General features: G+C 62.3%; 15 protein-coding genes and 1 pseudogene. 10 read left to right on the top strand and 6 right to left on the bottom strand.

The annotated features are described in order from the left end of the window. Positions 1–74 precede the first annotated feature (74 nt). The gene (locus QF039_RS25175) at positions 75–491 is read right to left on the bottom strand and encodes a hypothetical protein (RefSeq protein WP_301050055.1); all 417 of its coding nucleotides are present in this window, start codon (positions 489–491) and stop codon (positions 75–77) included. Positions 492–677: 186 nt separating this feature from the next. On the opposite strand from QF039_RS25175, the gene QF039_RS25170 reads away from it, so the two are divergent. Beyond that, the gene (locus QF039_RS25170) at positions 678–1,556 is read left to right on the top strand and encodes a DMT family transporter (RefSeq protein WP_003215531.1); all 879 of its coding nucleotides are present in this window, start codon (positions 678–680) and stop codon (positions 1,554–1,556) included. A gap of 5 nt (positions 1,557–1,561) precedes the next feature. On the opposite strand, the gene QF039_RS25165 is transcribed toward QF039_RS25170, so the two are convergent. Further along, positions 1,562–2,896 carry an MFS transporter gene (locus tag QF039_RS25165; protein ID WP_003215533.1) on the bottom strand — a complete coding sequence of 445 codons (1,335 nt, stop codon included), beginning with the start codon at positions 2,894–2,896 and terminating at the stop codon, positions 1,562–1,564. 254 nt (positions 2,897–3,150) lie between these two features. Here QF039_RS25165 and quiC point away from each other — a divergent pair, with 254 nt between their 5' ends. Beyond that, positions 3,151–5,049 (top strand): 3-dehydroshikimate dehydratase QuiC, encoded by a 1,899-nt coding sequence (gene quiC / locus QF039_RS25160; protein WP_214499388.1) that lies wholly within the window; start codon positions 3,151–3,153, stop codon positions 5,047–5,049. A 71-nt stretch (positions 5,050–5,120) separates the two neighbouring features. Further along, on the top strand, positions 5,121–5,786 hold the full coding sequence (locus QF039_RS25155; protein WP_003215538.1) for a TetR/AcrR family transcriptional regulator: 666 nt from the start codon (positions 5,121–5,123) through the stop codon (positions 5,784–5,786). Between the two features lie 122 nt (positions 5,787–5,908). Here the strand turns inward: QF039_RS25155 and QF039_RS25150 are convergent, their stop codons facing one another. Together QF039_RS25150 and aroQ are read right to left on the bottom strand one after the other, a co-directional pair. After that, complete coding sequence (locus QF039_RS25150; protein WP_307521251.1) at positions 5,909–6,775, bottom strand: shikimate dehydrogenase; 867 nt, start codon at positions 6,773–6,775, stop codon at positions 5,909–5,911. Beyond that, positions 6,772–7,212: a type II 3-dehydroquinate dehydratase gene (aroQ, locus tag QF039_RS25145; RefSeq protein ID WP_087693554.1), complete on the bottom strand. Its 441-nt coding sequence runs from the start codon at positions 7,210–7,212 to the stop codon at positions 6,772–6,774. Before aroQ ends, QF039_RS25150 begins: the two co-directional genes overlap by 4 nt. Before the next feature lie 205 nt (positions 7,213–7,417). Here aroQ and QF039_RS25140 point away from each other — a divergent pair, with 205 nt between their 5' ends. The 7 genes from QF039_RS25140 (at position 7,418) to QF039_RS25110 (ending at position 17,178) form a co-directional block, all read left to right on the top strand. Further along, positions 7,418–7,939, top strand: coding sequence for an RNA polymerase sigma factor (locus tag QF039_RS25140; protein ID WP_177029001.1), 522 nt, complete (start codon positions 7,418–7,420; stop codon positions 7,937–7,939). 63 nt (positions 7,940–8,002) lie between these two features. Next, entirely contained in the window at positions 8,003–8,992 is a 990-nt protein-coding gene (locus QF039_RS25135) for a FecR family protein (protein ID WP_307521247.1), read from the top strand. Positions 8,993–9,126: 134 nt separating this feature from the next. Then, positions 9,127–11,877 carry a TonB-dependent receptor gene (locus QF039_RS25130; RefSeq protein ID WP_307521246.1) on the top strand — a complete coding sequence of 917 codons (2,751 nt, stop codon included), beginning with the start codon at positions 9,127–9,129 and terminating at the stop codon, positions 11,875–11,877. 108 nt (positions 11,878–11,985) lie between these two features. Continuing rightward, positions 11,986–12,606, top strand: coding sequence for a heme acquisition protein HasA (locus QF039_RS25125; protein ID WP_003215551.1), 621 nt, complete (start codon positions 11,986–11,988; stop codon positions 12,604–12,606). 176 nt (positions 12,607–12,782) lie between these two features. Next, entirely contained in the window at positions 12,783–14,525 is a 1,743-nt protein-coding gene (locus tag QF039_RS25120) for a type I secretion system permease/ATPase (protein ID WP_102369947.1), read from the top strand. Then, positions 14,522–15,853 (top strand): HlyD family type I secretion periplasmic adaptor subunit, encoded by a 1,332-nt coding sequence (locus QF039_RS25115; protein ID WP_003215553.1) that lies wholly within the window; start codon positions 14,522–14,524, stop codon positions 15,851–15,853. Before QF039_RS25120 ends, QF039_RS25115 begins: the two co-directional genes overlap by 4 nt. Continuing rightward, positions 15,850–17,178: a TolC family outer membrane protein gene (locus QF039_RS25110; protein WP_177020964.1), complete on the top strand. Its 1,329-nt coding sequence runs from the start codon at positions 15,850–15,852 to the stop codon at positions 17,176–17,178. The genes QF039_RS25115 and QF039_RS25110 overlap by 4 nt, the downstream gene beginning before the upstream one ends. Positions 17,179–17,341: 163 nt before the next feature. Here QF039_RS25110 and trmA read toward each other — a convergent pair whose 3' ends face one another. Then, positions 17,342–18,421 (bottom strand): tRNA (uridine(54)-C5)-methyltransferase TrmA, encoded by a 1,080-nt coding sequence (trmA, locus tag QF039_RS25105; protein ID WP_102605483.1) that lies wholly within the window; start codon positions 18,419–18,421, stop codon positions 17,342–17,344. After that, a pseudogene (locus QF039_RS25100) lies at positions 18,418–19,714 on the bottom strand (NCS2 family permease). Before QF039_RS25100 ends, trmA begins: the two are co-directional and overlap by 4 nt. Positions 19,715–19,885: the final 171 nt, after the last annotated feature.

The following is a 19,885-nucleotide window of genomic DNA, read 5'->3' as shown; positions in this document are numbered from 1 at the left end:
TGTGTAGGGTTGGCGCCAGTCCGGCTGTCTGACGATGCTAAACGCTGTGTCGTCCGACCTGTATGAAGCTTGTGTCAGTCGCGGCAATACCCTTCGCCGGTGTCGACGATCAGGCAGTCCTTCTTGTCGGCCAGCCATTTCAGGCCAGTGGCTTCGCCGTCGCCAGCGCTCAGGATCTGCGGGCCGTCCGGGCGTTCAAAGGTGATGCCGTCTTCGGATGCCTGGCCCTTGAAGGTGCCGGAATCGTCGTCATCCAGGCCGTATTTCATGGTCAGTACATAGTGGCCGCGGCCGATGCTCTCGTCCTTGGCGATGGTCAGGTTCAGGCCTTCGACGCCAATCCACTTGCCGACCCATTTGTCGGTGGGCAGCACTTGCGGTACCAACGTTGCCTGGACAGACGGCGGGGCGGGCGCCTTGGCGGTCTCGGCTTGCTTGTCGCAGGCGCTGAGCAGCGTCAGGGTCGAAAGAATCAACAGGGTTTTTTTCATGGTGAGAAGGCCTTGGTTAAAAAACGCGCAGTGGGCGGGGCGGCGTGAAGCGTTGGACTGGAAAACCGCAATTTAGTGCGCTGTTCGAACAGTGTTTGGTTATGCTCTTGAGCGAGGCGCTTTACCCGTTCTAGATTATGCCGCGGTATGCGGCGGTCATTTCAGCCTGTCACTCAAGAGAATGCAATGACCCTCAGTACCCCACTTTCCGGCGTCAACCACCCGCTCAAAGGCATTTTGCTGATTGTGGTGGCGACCTTTCTGTTTTCCAGCCACGACGCGCTGTCCAAATACCTGGCCGGGTTCTACCCGATCGTGATGGTGGTGTGGGCCCGCTACCTGGTGCACACGCTGTTGATGGCCGGGATCTTCCTGCCGCAATCGGGCCTGCGGGTACTGCGCAGCAAACGCCCTTTACTGCAAGTGGCGCGGGCGTTGTGCCTGCTGGGCACCAGCCTGTTCTTTACGGCGGCGCTGCACTTTATCCCGTTGGCCGAGGCCACGGCGGTCAACTTTCTTGCGCCGATCCTGGTCACCGCGTTGTCGGTGCCGCTGTTGGGTGAACACGTGACCCGCGGCCAATGGCTGGCGGTGATTTGCGGGTTTATCGGGGTGCTGATCATTGTGCACCCGGGGGGTGAGCTGTTCACCCCCGCGGTGTTGTTGCCGCTGACGTCGGCGTTGTTCTTCTGCTTCTACCAACTGCTCACCCGCATCCTCAGCAAGTACGACACGCCCACCACCAGCAACTTCTTCGCCGGGTTGTGCAATACCTTGGTGATGAGCGCGCTGGTGCCGTTCTTCTGGCAGGTGCCGAGCCTGTGGCACGGGGTGCTGATGCTGGCGCTGGGCACTTGCGGGATGACCGCACACTTGATGCTGACCCAGGCCTTCCGCTTCGCAGCGCCGGCCTTGCTGGCGCCGTTCGGCTATTGCCAGATCGTGTTTGCGGGGTTGTTGGGCTGGCTGGTGTTCAACCACACCCCGGACCTGACCACCGTGGTCGGGATCGGGGTGATTTGCCTGAGCGGGTTGGCCGCTGCCTGGCAGCAGCGGCGCAGGTAGGAAACTCAGACCTCGACGGTCGGAATCTTGCGCGGCGCCATGAAGTACATCCAGATCAGCGCGATGAAGTACATCGCCGGAATCAGGGTGAACAGCACGGTGTAGTTGTTGTTGGTCACGGTCAGGATATGGCCGACGATCTGGGTCATGAACATCCCGCCGATGGCCGCGCACATGCCGCCAAAACCAAACACCGTACTCATCATGTGCTTGGGCGTGTAGTCCATCACCAGGCTCCAGATGTTGGCGGTCCAGGCCTGGTGCGCGCCGATGGCCAGGGAAATCGCAAACACCGCGACCCACAGGTGGCTGGAGCCGGCGGCCATGATCACTCCGACGATGCAGCAGGCAAACAGCAACATCGACAGCAGCCGCGCCTTGATCGGGTTCATCCCGCGTCCGATCAGGAACGAAGACAGGATCCCGCCGCCGATGCTGCCGAAGTCCGCCGTCAGGTAAATGATGATCAGCGGGATGCCCATCTGGGTCACGTTGATGCCCAGGTTGTATTGCTGATTCAGGAACGGCGGCAGCCAGTACAGGTAGAACCAGAACACCGGCGCGGTCATCGAGTAGGCGAGGGCGAAGGCCCAGGTGCCGCGCATCCGCAGGATCCGGCTGAACGGTACGCGGGGTTGTTCCGGTTCGACTTCCTGTTGCACGTAGTCCAGTTCCGATTGCTTCACGCTTGGATGGTCTTCCGGGTTGTAGTACTTCAAGCCCCAGAGCACCAGCCAGATCCCGCCCAGTGCCGACATGCACAGGAACGCCGCCTGCCAGCCCCACACGTGGAGGATCAGCGGCAGCAGCATCGGCGTCATCATCGCGCCGACGTTGGTGCCGGCGTTGAAGATCCCGGTGGCCACGGCACGCTCGCCAGCGGGGAACCACAGGCGGGTGGTCTTGACGCAGGCCGGGTAGTTGGCGGCTTCGGTCAGCCCGAGAATGAACCGGCAGACCATAAAGCCCACCGCCGAGGTGGCCAGGCCGTGGGCGCCAGTGGCCAGGCTCCACAGCAACACCGCGCAGAAGAACACGCGCTTGACGCCGACCCGGTCGATCAACCGGCCTTGCAGCACAAAGCCGATGGCGTAACCCACCTGGAACCAGAAGTTGATGTTGGCGTAGTCCATCGCCGTCCAGCTCATTTCCTTGGCCAGGATCGGTTGCATCACGCCGAGGGCGGCGCGGTCGATGTAGTTCAGGGTGGTGGCGAAAAACACCAGGGCCAGCATGCCCCAGCGGGTTTTACCGACAGCCATGGCGCCACGGATTTTGTCACCGATGCCGCTATGGGGATTGCTGTGGCCCACGGCCACGGCGGGATTTTGCGAAGGCATGAGGAAGTACCCGTTTTTTTGAAATTTTTATGGTGTGTTCAGGGTCTTGGTTAACCGAGGCCACTCAATGGAAGCGGGGCTCAATGTGCTGTCGATGGTGCGCAGCGGCTAAAAAATCGTCAATTCGCCGATTGCCATTCTGTTCGATAATCGCCCATAAAACTAACCGGTTCGTACATTTCAATTGCTGTGATGAACCTGGCGGCCAATAATTTGCCGTAAACAAGACATGCCTCAATGCCGGGAGTCGCCCCATGCAACGCTCCATCGCCACCGTTTCCTTGAGCGGAACCTTGCCGGAAAAACTCGAAGCCATCGCGGCTGCCGGGTTTGATGGCGTGGAAATCTTCGAAAACGATCTGCTGTATTACGACGGCAGTCCGCGTGAAGTTAGGCAAATGTGCGCCGACCTCGGCATTGCCATCACCTTGTTCCAGCCGTTCCGGGACTTTGAGGGCTGCCGCCGCGACCGCCTGGCACGCAACCTGGAGCGGGCCGAGCGCAAGTTCGACTTGATGCAGGAGCTGGGCACCGACCTGGTGTTGGTGTGCAGTAACGCGTCAGCCGATTCCGTGGGCGATGAAAGCATTCTGCTGGATGACCTGAGCCTGCTGGCCGAACACGCTGGCCGCCGGGGCTTGCGCATCGGCTATGAAGCGCTGGCCTGGGGCCGGCACGTCAACACCTGGCAGCAGGTGTGGAACCTGGTGCGCAAGATCGATCATCCGAGCCTGGGCGTGTTGCTCGACAGCTTCCACACCCTGTCTCTCAAGGGCGACCCGAGTGCGATTGCCGAGATTCCCGGCGACAAGATTTTCTTTGTGCAGATGGCCGATGCGCCGATCCTCGCGATGGATGTACTGGAATGGAGCCGGCATTTCCGCTGCTTCCCAGGCCAGGGCGAGTTCGACCTGGCGGGCTTTCTCGCCCCGATCATCAAGAGTGGCTACACCGGGCCGTTGTCCCTGGAAATCTTCAACGACGGCTTCCGCGCCGCGCCGACCCGGGCGAATGCCGCCGACGGCCTGCGCTCGCTGCTGTACCTCGAAGAGAAAACCCGCCAGCGATTGGAGCAAGAAGCGACGCCGGTCCCCGAGATCCTGTTTGAAACCCCGGCCGCCAGCGAATACGACGGCATTGAATTCCTCGAATTCGCCGTGGATGAAAACCTCGGCGCCAAGCTCACTTCATGGCTGGAGCGCCTGGGCTTCGTCAAGGCCGGGCAGCATCGATCCAAGAGCGTCAGCCTGTTGCGCCAGGGCGATATCAACCTGATCCTCAATTGCGAACCCTATTCCTTCGCCCATAACTTCTTCGAGGCCCACGGCCCGTCGTTGTGCGCCACGGCGATCCGCGTCAAGGACAGCGCCAAGGCCCTGGAGCGGGCGGTGGCCTACAAGGGCCAGCCGTATCGTGGGCTGGTCGGCCCCAATGAGCTGGAGCTGGCAGCGGTGCGTGCACCGGATGGCAGCCTGATCTACCTCGTCGATCAGAGCGAAGGCGGCCTCTACGACACCGACTTCAACCTGCAACCCGCAAGCGCTGCCAGCGGCGGCCTGCTGCGCATCGACCACATGGCCATGGCCTTGCCCGCCGACAGCCTCGACAGTTGGGTGTTGTTCTACAAGAGCCTGCTGGATTTCGAAGCCGACGACGAAGTGGTGCTGCCGGACCCCTATGGCCTGGTGAAAAGCCGGGCACTGCGCAGCCGTTGCAGCTCGATTCGCCTGCCGCTGAATATTTCCGAGAACCGCAACACCGCGATTTCCCACGCGCTGTCGAGCTATCGCGGCTCGGGCGTGCACCACATTGCCTTCGACTGCGCGGACATTTTCGCCGAGGTCAGCCGGGCCAAGGATGCGGGCGTGCCGCTGCTGGATATCCCGCTGAACTACTACGATGACCTGGCGGCGCGGTTTGATTTCGATGACGAGTTCCTCAGCCAGCTCGCGTATTACAACGTCCTCTACGACCGCGATGCCCAGGGCGGTGAACTGTTTCACGTTTATACCGAACCGTTCGAGGGCCGGTTTTTCTTCGAGATCATCCAGCGCAAGAACGGTTACGCCGGTTACGGTGCGGCCAACGTGGCGGTGCGCCTGGCGGCCATGGCCAAGTCCCGCAGCGGTGCGGTGCGCCAGGCCAGGTTGTAAGGTGCCGGCGCTTCCTTCGGCGTGCGGCGCGGCCCATAATCAGCGCCTGCACCTAAGGCCGTGAGCGCACCATGACCCTGACCTCCGAGCTTCCCGCCGCGGCCACCGCACCGCGCAAGAGCCGCAAGAACAACCCGGAAAAGACCCGCGAGAACATTCTCCAGGAAGCCATCGTCGAGTTTGTCACCCAGGGCCTTTCCGGCGCCCGGGTGGACGCGATCGCGGAGCGTATCCAGACCTCCAAGCGCATGATCTATTACTACTTCGGCAGCAAGGAGCAGCTCTACGTCGAGGTGCTGGAGAAACTCTACGGCGACATTCGCAACACCGAGACACGGATGAACCTGACGGCCCTGGAGCCCCGGGAAGCGATCCGCCGGCTGGTGGAATTCACCTTTGATCACCACGATCAGAACGTGGATTTTGTGCGCATCGTGAGCATCGAGAACATCCACAACGCCGAGTATGTAAAGCAGTCGACGTCGATCAAGGCGATGAACAGCAACATCCTCGAAGCCCTTGGCACCACGTTGCGCCGGGGCGCCGAGTTGGGGTTGTTCCGGGAAGGGCTGGAGCCGCTGGACGTGCACCTGCTGATCAACTCGTTCAGTTTTTACCGGGTGTCGAACCGCCACACCTTCAGCGAGATCTTTCAGATCGAGTTGTCGGACGAGGCGGTCAAGCAGCGGCATCGGGCGATGATCTGCGAGTCGGTGTTGCGCTATTTGCAGGCCTGAGTTCAACACTGAGCAAAATGTGGGAGCGGGCTTGCTCGCGAAGGCGGAGTGTCAGTCGCCGGATGTTTGGCTGATCCACCGCATTCGCGATCAAGCCCGCTCCCACATTTCTGATCCGGTTTCTACAGTTGGGTGGTCATGCTCTGGAAGTGCGCGAGCATGCGTTCTGCATCCGCCACTTCGCCAGTGAACAACTCAAACGCCTTCACCGCCTGAAACACCGCCATGTTGCCGCCATCCAGGGTGCGGCAGCCCAAGGCGCGGGCGTTGCGCAGCAGTTCGGTTTCCAGTGGGAAGTAGACGATCTCCGCTACCCACAAGTCGGCGCGCAAGGTGCCCAGCGGTACGGGCATGCCCGGCAGCTTGGCCATGCCCATCGGCGTGGTGTTCACCAGGCCATCGGCCTCGGCCATGGCGCTTTCCAGGTCATTGCCGGCCTGCGCCCGGCCGGTACCAAAATGCTGGTTGAGGTTGTCCGCCAGGCTGCGGGCACGATCGGCGTCCATGTCGAAAATACTCAAGCGTTCCACGCCTTCACCCAGCAGCGCATGGGCCACTGCCGCCCCGGCGCCGCCCGCGCCCATCTGCACCACGAACTTGCGAGCCACATCACTCAAGCCCCGGCGAAAGCCTTCGGCAAAGCCCAGGCAGTCGGTGTTGTGGCCGATGCGTTTACCGTCGCAAAGCACCACGGTGTTCACCGCGCCGATGCCCCGCGCTTCGGGCGACAGTTCGTCCAGCAGCGGCAGGATCGCCTGCTTGCACGGGTAGGTGATGTTCAAGCCGGTGAAGTTCATCTGTTCGGCCGCCATCAACAGGTCGGGCAGGGCGCGGGTATCCACCTGTAGCCGGTCGAGGTCGATCAGGCGATAGAGGTAACGTAGGCCCTGGGCATCGCCTTCATGCTCATGCAGGGCCGGGGTGCGGGAAGCCTGGATGCCGGCGCCGATCAGGCCGGCCAGAATTCGACGTTTGGACACCGCGCTCATCCCTTCAAGGTCTTGCTGAAATGTTCGAGGGCGAGGTGATAACCGTGGCTGCCAAACCCGGCCAGCACCGCCTTGGCAATCGGCGACACGAACGAGTGATGACGGAACGCTTCCCGGGCATGCACGTTGGACAAGTGCACCTCGATCACCGGTACTTCACTGGCCACCAGCGCGTCGCGGATCGCCACCGAAGTGTGGGTCCAGGCTGCCGGGTTGATCACGATGCCGGCGCAACGGGCGCGGGCGCCGTGGATCCAGTCCAGCAATTCGCCTTCGTGGTTGGTCTGGCGGAATTCGACTTTCAGGCCCAGTTGCTCGGCGCTGCGGCCACACAGGGCAGCAAGGTCGGCCAGGGTTTCATGGCCATAAGTGGCGGGCTCGCGAGTGCCGAGCAGGTTGAGGTTGGGGCCGTTGAGCACCAGCACGATGGGCGGCATAGAGGGTTCTCCACTGTTGTTTTTATGTATGTCGATAAAATGTACTGAATGGTTAATTTGGTCAATCGCGTGGGTGGGAACCGTTCGATTACCGAACGCAGAATGAAAACCACCGTTGTGTGGATCAGAGTTGATATCAATTGAAAATCATTCTCGACAACGCTTAAGATGCCCGCCTGTTTCCTTAACATTCCAGGGAGTCGGTTTGTCGGACGTGGATCTCAAAGGCCTGTTTCTCAAGCACGCCGATACCCTGCGCGGGTATCTCGCACGCAAGGTACGGGACCCGCAGTTGGCCGCAGACCTGGTGCAGGAGAGTTTCCTGCGCCTGGCGCAAAAGCCGGCCGGCGAGCGCATCGACAACTCCCAGGGCTATCTCTATCGCACGGCCGGCAATCTGCTGATCGACCATATCCGCCAGGAGGCGCGGCGCAAGACCGACTCCGTGCCCCATGAGGCGCTGGCCGAGATTGAAGATGAAATGGCCGGGTTGGAGGCTCAGGCGATGGCGCAGCAACAGCGGCAGGCATTGAAGCAGGCACTGGCGGAATTGCCGGAGCGTACCCGGCAGATTTTCCGCCTCAACCGGATCGAGGGCATGACCCATGCCCAGGTCGCACGGCACCTGGATATTTCCGACAGCTCAGTGCAAAAGCACCTGGCCAAGGCGCTGGCGTATGTCATGCAGCGTTTGCAGGAAGGTGAGGCGGGGCCATCCGACGAATGAATTACCGACAAACCCGGGGTCAGACGTCACAGCGTTATATAACGAAAAATTCGAGATTCACACGTGAATAGCCCGGGTCCGCAACAGCACAGCATTACCGAGGCGGCTGCCGATTGGGCGGTGCGCCTGCACGCCGGCGCCCTGACCGATCAGGAGCAGGCCGAGCTGCGCCAATGGATCGCCAGAGACAGCCGCCATGAAGCGGCGCTGCGTTTTGCCGAGCAGACGTGGGCGGCGCTGGGCGAGGTGCATCGCGAGGAGACGGTGCATCGCCAGCGGCCGCCCGCTACCGCTGCGCCGGTGCGCGGCCCTCGTCGGCGCAGGCCGTGGCGCATGGCGGCGAGTGTTGCGCTGTTGCTGGTGGTGGCGGGCGTCGGCTGGGTGCGCGGGCCTGAGGCGCTGCTGCAGATGCAGGCCGATTACTTCACCCAAAAAGGCGAAGTGCGCACCGTGCACCTGGCGGACGGCAGCAGCGTGCAACTGGATTCTGCGAGTGCGATCAAGCTGGAGTTTGACGGTGTGCAGCGGCGCATCAGCCTGATCAAAGGCTCGGCGATCTTTGATGTGGCGCCCATGGCCGGTGAGGAAAAAAGGCCGTTCGTGGTGCACAGCGCCAGCGGGCAAACCCGTGCCCTGGGCACGCGGTTTGTGGTCGAGCGTGAGGACGACCGGCAGGCCTGGGTCGGAGTGTTGCAGCACAGTGTGGCCGTCACGCTGCAGGCGCTGCCGCAGAAAGAAACGGTGCTCAAGGAAGGCCAGGCTGCGCGCTACAGCCCGGAGAACGGCGTGGTCGCCCTCGACGACTTCGACCTGGAGCGCGCCACCAGTTGGCGTCGCGGTGTGCTGATCTTCGACCGCTTGCCGCTGGCCAAGGTCATCGAACAGCTCAACCGCTACCGGCCGGGCAAGGTGGTGCTGACCAATGCCGACCTCGGCACCCGTGAAGTCAGCGGCGTGTTCCGCCTCGATATGCTCGACACGGCCCTCGGCACCCTGACCGAAGAATTACAGGTGCAGCGCTTTGATCTGGCGGGGCTGAGCCTGATCTATTGATGGGGTCGCCGGGCCCCGTTTACGCCCTTTGAAAAAACTTTCAAAAAAACCTTACTGAGTTCCGACGCCTGACACGTCCTGTTAAGTGAGAAGTATTCGCATAAACAAGAATGGTCAGCGAAGGGATAACGTCGATGTCTGCAATCACCAAGGGGCGCAACACCGGTAGCCGGTTGGCCCTTGCCATCCACCTGGGGCTGTTAGCCTCCGCCTGCCAGGTGCAGGCCGCCGAGGCGCCAGTCGGTGAATCACAGCCTGTCACGTTGACGTTTGATATTGCGGCGCAACCCTTGGGCCTTGCCGTACTGACGTTCGCCGACCAGGCCGGGTTGCAAGTGTTGTTCGACAGCGCGCGCCTGCAAGGCCTCACCAGCACCGCGCTCAAGGGCCGTTACAGCGCCCAGGAAGGCCTCGGCCGATTGGTGGGCAGTGCACCGGTGGAATACCGCTTTACCGGGGACCGGCAGGTGACGCTGACTCGCGTCGGCGCCGACCATGACGGTGCGCTGACCGTGGGCACCACCACCATCACCGGCAACACCAACGGCAAGCCAAGCGACTGGGTGTACGACACACCGCGCTCGGTGGCCGTGATCAGTCGCGAGCAGATCGACAAACGCCCACCACGCCACGCCGCCGACATGCTCGAAGAAACCGCCGGCGTGTACACCGCCGTCAACCAGCGTGACCCGGGCCTGTCGGTGAACATCCGCGGCGTGCAGGACTACGGCCGGGTCAACATGAACATCGACGGCATGCGCCAGAACTTCAACGTCAACGGCCACCAGCAGCGCAACGGCACGATGTTGATCGACCCGGAATTCATCTCCAGCATCGAAATCGACAAGGGCAGCCAGTCCGGGCAGGGCGGTGCTGCCGTGTTGGGCGGGATTGCATCCTTCAAGACCCTGGAGGCCAGTGAGTTCCTGGCCGATGGCAAGGACTATGGCGGGCGTCTGCGTGCCGGTAGCGGGATTGGTGAACTGGGTAACGGCACCTATTTCAACGGCAGCGGTGTGTTTGCCTTTGGCGACGAGCGCGGCGACGTGCTGCTGGGGTACAGCGAACGGCATTTTGGCGACTACCGCGCCGGTACCCACAACGACCAGAAACTGGGCACTCATTTGCGCGCTCGTGACTCCCAGCCTGCGGCCTTCGACGATTGGCTGAACAGTGAGGTCGGTGACACCGGCAGCGTGACCCGCTCGCAAATCGTCAAGTTCGGCCTGAACCTGCCCAATGACCAACGGGTGCAACTGAGCTACCTGGAAAGTGACAGCGACAGCAATGACGCGTGGGCCTACACCGCCCCGGATAACCAGAGCGTGTACTACCAGCGCGTCAGCAAGAACAACCTCAATGCCAGGAACGTCGGACTGGATTATCGCTACACGCCGGATAACCCGCTGATCGATTTCAAGGCCAAGGTCTACTACGTCACCACACAGATGGACCGGGACAATGCGCCCAACACCGCGTCGCTGACCTCCGGCAACTATGTGGCGGGCTACACGGATCATTTTCAGACCGATACCTGGGGTGTACAGGGCGACAACACATCGCGGTTCGACTTCGATGCGTTGGGGCATGTGAGTTGGAACTACGGCGTGGAGGTGTATCAAGACAAGTTCAAGCCCAGTACCAACAAGGTCGAGGCCACCAACCTTTCCGGCCTGTTGCCTTACGTTGAAGGCGGGACGCCCGGTGGCAAACGCACCATCGCCAGCCTGTTCAACAACCTGCAGTACGAATATGGCGACTGGCTGACGCTGGATGCGGGCTTGCGGTACGACCGCTATCGGCTGGAAGGGGTCACCGGGATGACGCTGTACCGGCGCGATCGGTTCTACAGCAGCACGGTAGGTGCCAAGCGTGTCGAGGAGGTTTTCGACATTGATAGAGAAGAGGGCCAGTTCTCTCCCACGTTCGGTATCGGCATAAAGCCGGGGCTGGACTGGATGCAACTCTACGCCCGCTGGGGCAAGGGCTGGCGCCCGCCGGCGGTAACGGAAACCTTCATGACCGGGCGTCCTCACGGTGGCAGCTCATCAGAGCGGGTATTTCCCAACCCGTTCCTGAAACCCGAAGAGTCGCGGGACTGGGAAATGGGCGTGAACGTATTCAAAGAGGGACTGCTGTTCGGTGACGACCGCCTGGGCATGAAGGTGGCTTACTTCGATACCCGGATCGAGAACTTCTCTTTCCTCAATCACAGCGTCAGTTTGCCGGAGACCTCCGTCGGCGGTTTTCTCGGCACGATGGCGTACGTCAATAACACCAACCCCACGCGCTTTCGGGGGGTGGAGTACCAGCTCAACTACGACATGGGGCGGGCGTACGCCAACCTTAGTTACACCCATATGATCGGCAGTAATGAGTTCTGCTCGAAGAACTATTACATGGGCGGGGCGAAGAAGAACGGGCCGTCCACCACACGCTATGAACGCTACACCCGGCCAAACGGCACGATCGGCCTGCGCCCGGTGACCACGTATGAGGTGCTGGACGACGATGTCGCCAACAACAAGGAAAGCTGTGGCCGGATCATGGGCAACGCCACCTATATGCCGGCTGATCGCGGCTCGCTGACCTTCGGCGCGCGCTTCCTGGAAAAGCGACTCGATATGGGCGTCCGCGTGCGCTACAGCTCAGGCAATGGCGAGAACCTCGACTCACAAGGTTATGACTTCATCGACCAGGCGCTATGGCCCCAGTACACCCTCTATGACCTGTACGCCAGCTACTGGATGACCGAACAATTGAACATCGCCCTGGCGCTGGAAAACGCCACCGATGAGGCCTACTTCGTTGCCATGGGGGACGCCAATAACCTGAGCCTGGCGCGCGGGCGAACGTTGAGCGGGATGCTCGAATACAAGTTCTGATCAAGGTGCCACGGCACTTTATCAACCAACGGTTTTGCCCAAGGGTGGGCAAAAAGTGCGCTGTATGAGCGTGCTGATCAATCGTGTTGTTTATAACGAGGTTAAGTGATGACTATTTCTGTTAGTTACGAAGCTGCGCTCGGTGCTTACTCCGTCTCGGACTACCTGACCGACTGGGCACTGGGGTTCAACACTGCGGGTCACGGCAGCAGCAACACCGGCGGCTTCAGCAACGGCTCCCTGAGCGGCGACCAGTATTCGACCCACGGCGCCAACAATTCCGACTACGCGTTCATTGCCGACAGCAACACCAGCAACGGCCTGCACTACGTATTCAACCCGGCGCTGCCAGCCAGCCACAACGAAAACCACTACCTGTGGGGCAACCTGGATAACGTTCAACTGGGCACCGGCCTGGGCGGCGGCAATGGCAGCGACTTCACCCTCGATGCGTTCAAAGTGGCTTTCAACGGCCTCGACTTGAGCGCGGCACAAGGTGCAGGCCGCGTCGGCAATGACGTTCAGAACGTGATCTACAGCCTGATGCAAGGCAACACCTCGGCACTGGAAACCGTGCTCAACAACCTGCTGGACGACTTCGGCCTGTCCACCGCCAACACCTTCGACGAGATCTCGGCCGGCCTGGCAGCACACGCTACGGCAACCACCACCGACGTCGCCCTGGTAGGCGTGCAGGACGTTGCACAGGACTGGGCACTCGCTGCCTGATGTTGCTGCGCAATGAAAAAAGCGAATGGAAGATCGCTCTCCCATTCGCTGCGTAAACCCCGTCGTCGCCGTGAGTTTCGAAGGCCAGGGCGACGGCGGTGACAAATTCTGCGCAGCGGCGCGTGGCGTGTCAAACGCGGGCGGCGCTTCCCGATTTCCCCCATGAGACTCCCTCGATGCGCCATGCCGGCAACGAAACCCTGGCCGCTCTCACGGCCTATAAAAGTGGCTTCCTCAACATTGGCCTGTTTTCGGCAGTGATCAACCTGTTGATGCTGGCCCCGGCGCTGTACATGTTGCAGGTCTACGACCGGGTGCTGGCCTCCGGCAACTCGATGACCCTGTTGATGCTGACGCTGATGATCCTTGGCTTGTTCGGCTTGATGGGCGCGCTGGAGTGGGTGCGCAGCCAGGTGGTGATCCGCCTTGGCACACAGATGGACATGCGCCTGAACCAGCGGGTGTACGACGCCGCGTTCGAGGCGCAACTCAAGGGCGGTACCCAGGCGGCTGGGCAGGCGTTGAGCGACCTGACGACCTTGCGCCAGTTCGCCACCGGCCAGGCGCTGTTCGCATTTTTTGATGCGCCGTGGTTTCCGGTGTACTTGCTGGTGATCTTCCTGTTCCACCCCTGGCTCGGCGTCCTGGCGCTGGCCGGTGCGCTGATGCTGATGGCGCTGGCGTGGGCCAACCAGCACATCTGCCAGGCACCGTTGACTCAGGCCAATCAGCTGTCGATCAGCGCCAGCCAGCAGGCCACGGCCAACCTGCGCAATGCCGAAGCCATCGAAGCCATGGGCATGCTGGCAACCCTGCGTGCGCGCTGGTTTGCCCAGCACCAGGCGTTTCTGGCGGCGCAGAACCTGGCCAGTGAAAAGACCGCTGCCATCAGTGCCTGGTCCAAGGGCGTCCGCCTGGCGTTGCAGTCATTGGTCCTCGGTCTGGGCGCATTGCTGGCGGTGCAGGGGGCGATTACGCCGGGCATGATGATCGCCGGCTCGATCCTGATGGGGCGGGTACTGAGCCCTATCGACCAGCTGATCGGCGTGTGGAAACAGTGGAGTTCGGCGCGCCTGGCCTATGACCGTTTGACCCTGATGCTGGCGGCCAACCCGGCGCGCACCGAGCGCATGAGCTTGCCGGCGCCCAGCGGCCAGTTGACGGTCGAGCAGGTAAGCGCGTGTGCGCCCGGCAGTCGTCGGCCTGCATTGGCCAACCTCGGGTTCAGCCTGCCTGCCGGTGACGTGCTGGGCGTGATCGGGCCTTCCGGTTGCGGCAAGTCGACCCTGGCGCGGTTGCTGGTGGGGGCCTGGGCGCCCTTGGCCGGCAAGGTTCGGCTGGACGGCGCGGACCTGGCGCAATGGGACAAGCAGCAACTCGGCCCGCACATTGGGTATCTGCCCCAGGACATCCAGCTGTTCGCCGGCAGCATTGCCGACAACATCGCGCGTTTCGACACCGTGGATTCGGACAAGGTGCTCGCTGCCGCGCAAATGGCCGGCGTGCATCAACTGATCCTGCAGTTGCCCCAAGGCTACGACACCCAACTGGGGGAGGGCGGTGCCGGGTTGTCCGGCGGGCAGAAGCAACGTGTCGCGCTGGCGCGAGCGCTGTACGGCGTGCCTGCGCTGATCGTACTGGATGAGCCCAATTCCAATCTCGATGAGGCCGGCGAGCAGGCCTTGCTCCATGCCATCACCTTGCTCAAGGCGCAGCGTCGCACGCTGGTGCTGATCACCCACAAGACCCCTGTGCTGGCGTTGACGGACCAATTACTGATCCTGCGGGACGGCCAGTTGCAGGCGTTCGGGCCCACGGCGCGGGTGCTGGAGGCCACGCAGAAACCGGCGGCCGCGCCGCCCAAACCGGTGTCGGCGATGAGCATGAGCTACCGCCTCGGTGAAGGAAAAAAAGCATGAGCCGACCTGTGCTTGTGACGGACAACAGCGTGCCGCCGGTGAACAACGTGCTGGCGCTGGACGATAAAAAATACGCGCGCCTGGGCTGGTTGCTGGTGCTTGGCGGGTTTGCCGGGTTCCTTGGCTGGGCCGCGCTGGCACCGTTGGACAAGGGCGTGGCGGTGTCCGGCAAGGTCATGGTGTCGGGGCACCGCAAGACGGTGCAGCACCCCGCGGGCGGGATCGTCGAGCGGATCGAGGTGCGCGATGGCGAGGTGGTAAGCGCCGGCCAGGTATTGATCCGCCTGAAGGAAACCCCGTTGCGCGGGCAGATGCAGTCTTTGCGCAGCCAGTTCATTGCGTCCCGGGCCAGCGAAGCGCGCTTGAGTGCCGAGAGCGAAGGCTTGTCGGCCATCGTCTTCGGCCCCGAACTGCTGAACGAGCCTGAGGCCGCCGCCACCTTGAGCCTGCAACGGCAACTGTTCAGCAGTCGCGCCCAGGCCCTGGCCACGGAGCAGCAAGGCCTGCGGGAAACCATCGCCGGGGCCGAGGCACAATTGCGCGGCACCCGGGAATCCCAGGCCAGCAAAGTGCTGCAACGCACCGCGATGAATGAACAACTGCAAGGCCTGCGCGAGCTGGCGCGGGACGGCTACATTCCGCGCAATCGGCTGCTGGAAAATGAACGGCTGTATGCCCAGCTCGACGGTGCGATTGCCGAGGATTTCGGCCGCATCGGCCAGTTGCAACGGCAAGTCCTTGAACTGCGCCTGCGCATCCGCCAGCTCGGCGAAGACTTCCAGAAAGACCTGCGCGGCCAACTGGCCGAAACCCGCACCCGCAGCGACGACTTGCGCAACCGGTTGGCCTCGGCCGAATTCGAACTGGCCAACAGCCTGGTGCGCGCGCCGGCGGCTGGCGTGGTGGTGGGGCTGGAGGTGTACACCGAAGGCGGCGTGATCAAGCCCGGCCAGGCGCTGATGGACATCGTGCCCCAGGGCGAACCACTGCTGGTGGAAGCGCGGGTGCCGGTGCAGATGGTCGACAAGGTGCACCCGGGCTTGCCGGTGGAGTTGCTGTTCTCGGCGTTCAACCAGAGCACCACCCCACGCATTGCCGGTGAAGTGACGCTGGTGTCGGCCGACCGCCAGGTCGACGAGCGCACCGATGAGCCGTATTACACCTTGCGCGCCCAGGTCAGTGCAGCTGGCATGCGCCAGCTCGACGGCTTGCAGATTCGCCCGGGCATGCCGGTGGAAGCGTTCGTCAAAACCGGTGAGCGCTCGATGCTCAACTACCTGTTCAAACCCTTGCTGGATCGGACTCACATGGCGTTGGTGGAAGAATGAAGGCGCTGTTATTCGGTCTGTGTTGTGCCTGCAGTGGATCGGTTCAGGCGCTGGGATTGCTCGACGCCTATGACTTGGCCCTGCGCAACGATCCGACGTTTCAGGCGGCAATCCAGGAGCGCGAGGCCGGCGAGGAAAACCGCATCATCGGCCGCGCCGGGCTGTTGCCGAACCTGTCCTGGAGCTACAACAACTCGCGCAATGAATCCGAAGTCACCCAGTCGACGGCGGTGGGCAACGTCACCAGCGACCGCGATTACCGCAGCTATGCCTCGACCCTGACCCTGCAACAACCGCTGCTCGATTACGAAGCCTATGCGCGCTATCGCCAGGGTGCAGCGCAGGCGCTGTTTGCCGATGAACGCTTTCGCAGCAAGAGCCAGGAACTGGCCGTGCGGGTGTTGAGCGCCTACAGCCAGGCATTGCTGGCCCAGGAGCGGATCGAGCTGAGCCGCGCCCAGAAACGCGCGTATGCCGAGCGCCTGCAACTCAATGAACGGCTGCTCAAGGGCGGCGAGGGCACCCGCACCGATGTGCTGGAAACCCAGGCACGCCTGAGCCTGGCCCAGGCCGAAGAGATCGAATCCCTGGACACCCAGGACGCAGCCTTGCGCGAGCTGGAAGCGATTGTGGGCCAGCCGTTGCAGATAGACGAGTTGGCGCCGCTGACTCGCCAGTTCGAGATCCCGCCGCTGGAGCCCAACCGTTTCGAGACCTGGCGGGAAATGGCAATGGCCAACAACCCGGAGCTCAAATCCCAGCACCACGCGCTGGACGTCGCCGAATACGAAGTGGAGCGCAAGCGCGCCGGGCACATGCCCAAGGTCAGCCTGTATGCGAGCAGCCGCCAGACCAGCTCGGATTCGGAAAGCAGCTACAACCAGAAGTACGACACCAACAGCGTCGGCATCCAGGTCAGCCTGCCGCTGTTCGCCGGTGGCTCGGTGTCGGCGTCGACGCGCCAGGCCGCCAATCAACTGTCCCAGGCCCAATATGAACTGGACGCGCAGACCGCCAGGACGCTGATCGAACTGCGCAAGCAATTCAACCTCAACACCAGCGGCGCGGCCAAAGTGCGGGCGTATGAAATGGCGGTCAGCTCGGCCACCGCCCTGGTGACGGCGACGAAGAAAAGCGTGACCGGTGGCGAGCGCGTCAACCTCGATGTGCTGGATGCCGAGCAGCAACTGTTCACGGCACGCCGCGACCTGGCGGATGCGCGGCATGCGTATCTGCTGGCGCGGATACAACTGAAGTATTTTGCAGGGTTGCTGAACGAGCAGGACCTGCGGGCGTTGGCGGGGTATTTCCAGCCATCGGCATGATGGCTATATCGGCTAACACACCGATCCACTGTGGGAGCTGTCGAGCCTTGGCGAGGCTGCGATGGCGGCGGGACTGATGACATTTTTCTGTCTGACCCACCGCCATCGCAGCCTCGCTAAAGCTCGACGGCTCCCACATTTTGATCTTTGCAGTGCTGGGGATTTAACGCCGGGTCAGTAACACACCCGATTCCATGTGGTGCGTCCACGGGAACTGGTCAAACATGGCGCACTGGGTAATCCGGTGCGTGTCATGCAGTTGCGCAATGTTCGCCGCCAACGTCTCCGGGTTGCAGGAGATGTACAGGATGTTCTCGAAGCGCCGGGTCAGCTCGCAGGTGTCCGGGTCCATGCCGGCACGCGGCGGGTCGACGAACACGCTGCCGAACTCGTAGCTCTTGAGGTCGATGCCGTGCAGGCGGCGGAACGGCCGCACTTCATTCAAGGCCTCGGTCAGCTCTTCGGCAGACAAACGCACCAGGGTGACGTTATCCACCGCGTTTTCATCGAGGTTGCTCAGTGCCGCGTTCACCGAAGTCTTGCTGATCTCGGTGGCCAGCACTTTGCGCACGCGAGTGGCCAGGGGCAGGGTGAAGTTGCCGTTGCCGCAGTACAGCTCCAGCAGGTCATCACTGCGATCGCCCAGGGCTTCGAATGCCCAGTTGAGCATCTTCTGGTTCACCGTGCCGTTGGGCTGGGTGAACGCGCCTTCAGGCTGGCGATAGCTGAAGGTGCGACCGCCGACGTCGAGTTTCTCGACCACGTAATCGCGGCCGATCACATCGCGCTTGCCCTTGGAGCGGCCGATGATGCTGACGTTCAGGTCCGCCGCCAGCTTGTTCGCCGCCGTATGCCAATGCTCGTCCAGCGGGCGGTGATAGCACAGGGTAATCATCGCGTCGCCGGCCAGAGTGGTGAGGAACTCCACCTGGAACAGCTTGTGGCTCAGGGCGGCGCTGGCTTGCCAGGCGGCCTTGAGTTGCGGCATCAACTGGTTGATGCGCAGGCTGGCAATCGGAAACTCTTCAATGAGGATCGGTGTGCGCTTGTCCTCCTGGGAGAACATTGCGTAGTGGCGCTGACCCTCTTCGCGCCACAGGCGGAACTCCGCCCGCAGGCGGAAGTTCTGCAACGGCGAGTCGAAAACCTGAGGCTCTGGCGCGTCGAACGGCGCCAGCAGGTCACGCAGGCGCGTGACCTTTTCTTCCAGTTGAACGGTGTAGCTTGCGGCGTCAAAAGTCATGCGTTGAACCAGCCCAGCTTGATCACAAACAGAATCGACAGGATCACCAGCGCCGGGTTCAGCTCACGGTAGCGGCCCGAAAGCAGCTTGATGGCGGTCCAGGCGATGAAACCGAAGGCAATGCCGTTGGCGATGGAATAAGTGAATGGCATCGCCAGGGCGGTGATCACCACCGGTGCGGCGACGGTGATGTCGTCCCAGTCGATTTCGGCCAGGCCCCGAGGTCATCAGCACGGCCACGAACAGCAGCGCCGGTGCGGTGGCGAAGGCCGGAACGCTGGCCGCCAGTGGCGAGAAGAACAGCGCCAGCAGGAACAGGATCGCGACCACCACGGCGGTCAAACCGGTACGGCCACCGGCGCTCACGCCCGCCGCCGATTCGATGTAGCTGGTGGTGGTCGAGGTGCCCAGCAGCGAGCCGGCCATGGCCGCCGTACTGTCAGCGATCAGCGCGCGGCCCATTTTCGGCATGTGGCCGTCCTTGCCCATGAGACCCGCGCGCTTGGCGACGCCGATCAGGGTGCCGGAGTTGTCGAACAGGTCGACGAACAGGAACGCGAAAATCACGCTCACCAGGCCGATGTCCAGGGCGCCCTTGATGTCCAGTTGCAGGAAGGTCGGGGCCAGCGAAGGTGGCATCGACATCACGCCGCCGAACGGGGTGAAGCCCAGTACGATGGAGGCGATGGTCACCACCAGGATGCCGATCAATACCGCGCCGCGCACTTTCAGGGCTTCCAGCGCAACGATCAGCGCGAAGCCGAGGGTGGCGAGGATCGGCGCGGGTTGTTTCAGGTCGCCCAGGCCCACCATGGTGGCCGGGTTGCTGACCACGATGCCGGCGTTGTGCAGGGCGATCAGCGCCAGGAACAGGCCGATACCCGCCGCAATCGCCGAGCGCAGGGGCAGCGGGATGCTGTTGATGATCCATTCGCGGATGCGGAAGATCGACAGCAGGAAGAACAGCACTGCCGAGATGAACACCGCACCCAGCGCCACTTGCCAGGTGTGGCCCATGTGCAGGACCACGGTGTAGGTGAAGAATGCGTTGAGGCCCATGCCCGGTGCCAGGGCAATCGGGTAGTTGGCGATCAGGCCCATCACGGTGGAACCGATGGCCGCCGCCAGGCAGGTCGCAACAAAGACCGCGCCCTTGTCCATGCCGGTCTCGCCGAGAATGCTCGGGTTGACGAACAGGATGTAGGCCATGGCCAGGAAGGTGGTGACGCCCGCGAGAATCTCGGTGCGCACATTCGTGTTGTGTGCCTTGAGTTGAAACAGCTTTTCCAGCATGCCTGCTCCCTGTGACGCTATCTTGCGTCGTTATTTGTTGACCTCTAAGTCAAAGCACAAACTGCGCCAAGCGCCTGTGGTTCCAGAGAGGATCGGAAAAAGCGGCGCATCATACCAGCAGCCGAGGGCCAGTGGCGCATAGGCTTGATCATGGCCTTGAGGCATACTGCG

The sequence above is a fragment of the Pseudomonas sp. W2I6 genome (genome assembly GCF_030815935.1).
In the GTDB taxonomy this organism is placed as follows: Bacteria; Pseudomonadota; Gammaproteobacteria; order Pseudomonadales; family Pseudomonadaceae; genus Aquipseudomonas.
This window is presented reverse-complemented; position numbering and strand designations above follow the sequence as displayed.

Excerpts from the sequence above, each read along its gene's own strand:
- QF039_RS25110 (WP_177020964.1), top strand. The coding sequence starts at position 15,850 with ATGAAGGCGCTGTTATTCGGTCTGTGTTGTGCCTGCAGTGGATCGGTT.
- trmA (WP_102605483.1), bottom strand. The coding sequence starts at position 18,421 with ATGACTTTTGACGCCGCAAGCTACACCGTTCAACTGGAAGAAAAGGTC.
- quiC (WP_214499388.1), top strand. The coding sequence starts at position 3,151 with ATGCAACGCTCCATCGCCACCGTTTCCTTGAGCGGAACCTTGCCGGAA.
- aroQ (WP_087693554.1), bottom strand. The coding sequence starts at position 7,212 with ATGCCGCCCATCGTGCTGGTGCTCAACGGCCCCAACCTCAACCTGCTC.
- QF039_RS25170 (WP_003215531.1), top strand. The coding sequence starts at position 678 with ATGACCCTCAGTACCCCACTTTCCGGCGTCAACCACCCGCTCAAAGGC.
- QF039_RS25130 (WP_307521246.1), top strand. The coding sequence starts at position 9,127 with ATGTCTGCAATCACCAAGGGGCGCAACACCGGTAGCCGGTTGGCCCTT.
- QF039_RS25120 (WP_102369947.1), top strand. The coding sequence starts at position 12,783 with ATGCGCCATGCCGGCAACGAAACCCTGGCCGCTCTCACGGCCTATAAA.
- QF039_RS25155 (WP_003215538.1), top strand. The coding sequence starts at position 5,121 with ATGACCCTGACCTCCGAGCTTCCCGCCGCGGCCACCGCACCGCGCAAG.
- QF039_RS25150 (WP_307521251.1), bottom strand. The coding sequence starts at position 6,775 with ATGAGCGCGGTGTCCAAACGTCGAATTCTGGCCGGCCTGATCGGCGCC.
- QF039_RS25175 (WP_301050055.1), bottom strand. The coding sequence starts at position 491 with ATGAAAAAAACCCTGTTGATTCTTTCGACCCTGACGCTGCTCAGCGCC.
- QF039_RS25165 (WP_003215533.1), bottom strand. The coding sequence starts at position 2,896 with ATGCCTTCGCAAAATCCCGCCGTGGCCGTGGGCCACAGCAATCCCCAT.
- QF039_RS25115 (WP_003215553.1), top strand. The coding sequence starts at position 14,522 with ATGAGCCGACCTGTGCTTGTGACGGACAACAGCGTGCCGCCGGTGAAC.
- QF039_RS25125 (WP_003215551.1), top strand. The coding sequence starts at position 11,986 with ATGACTATTTCTGTTAGTTACGAAGCTGCGCTCGGTGCTTACTCCGTC.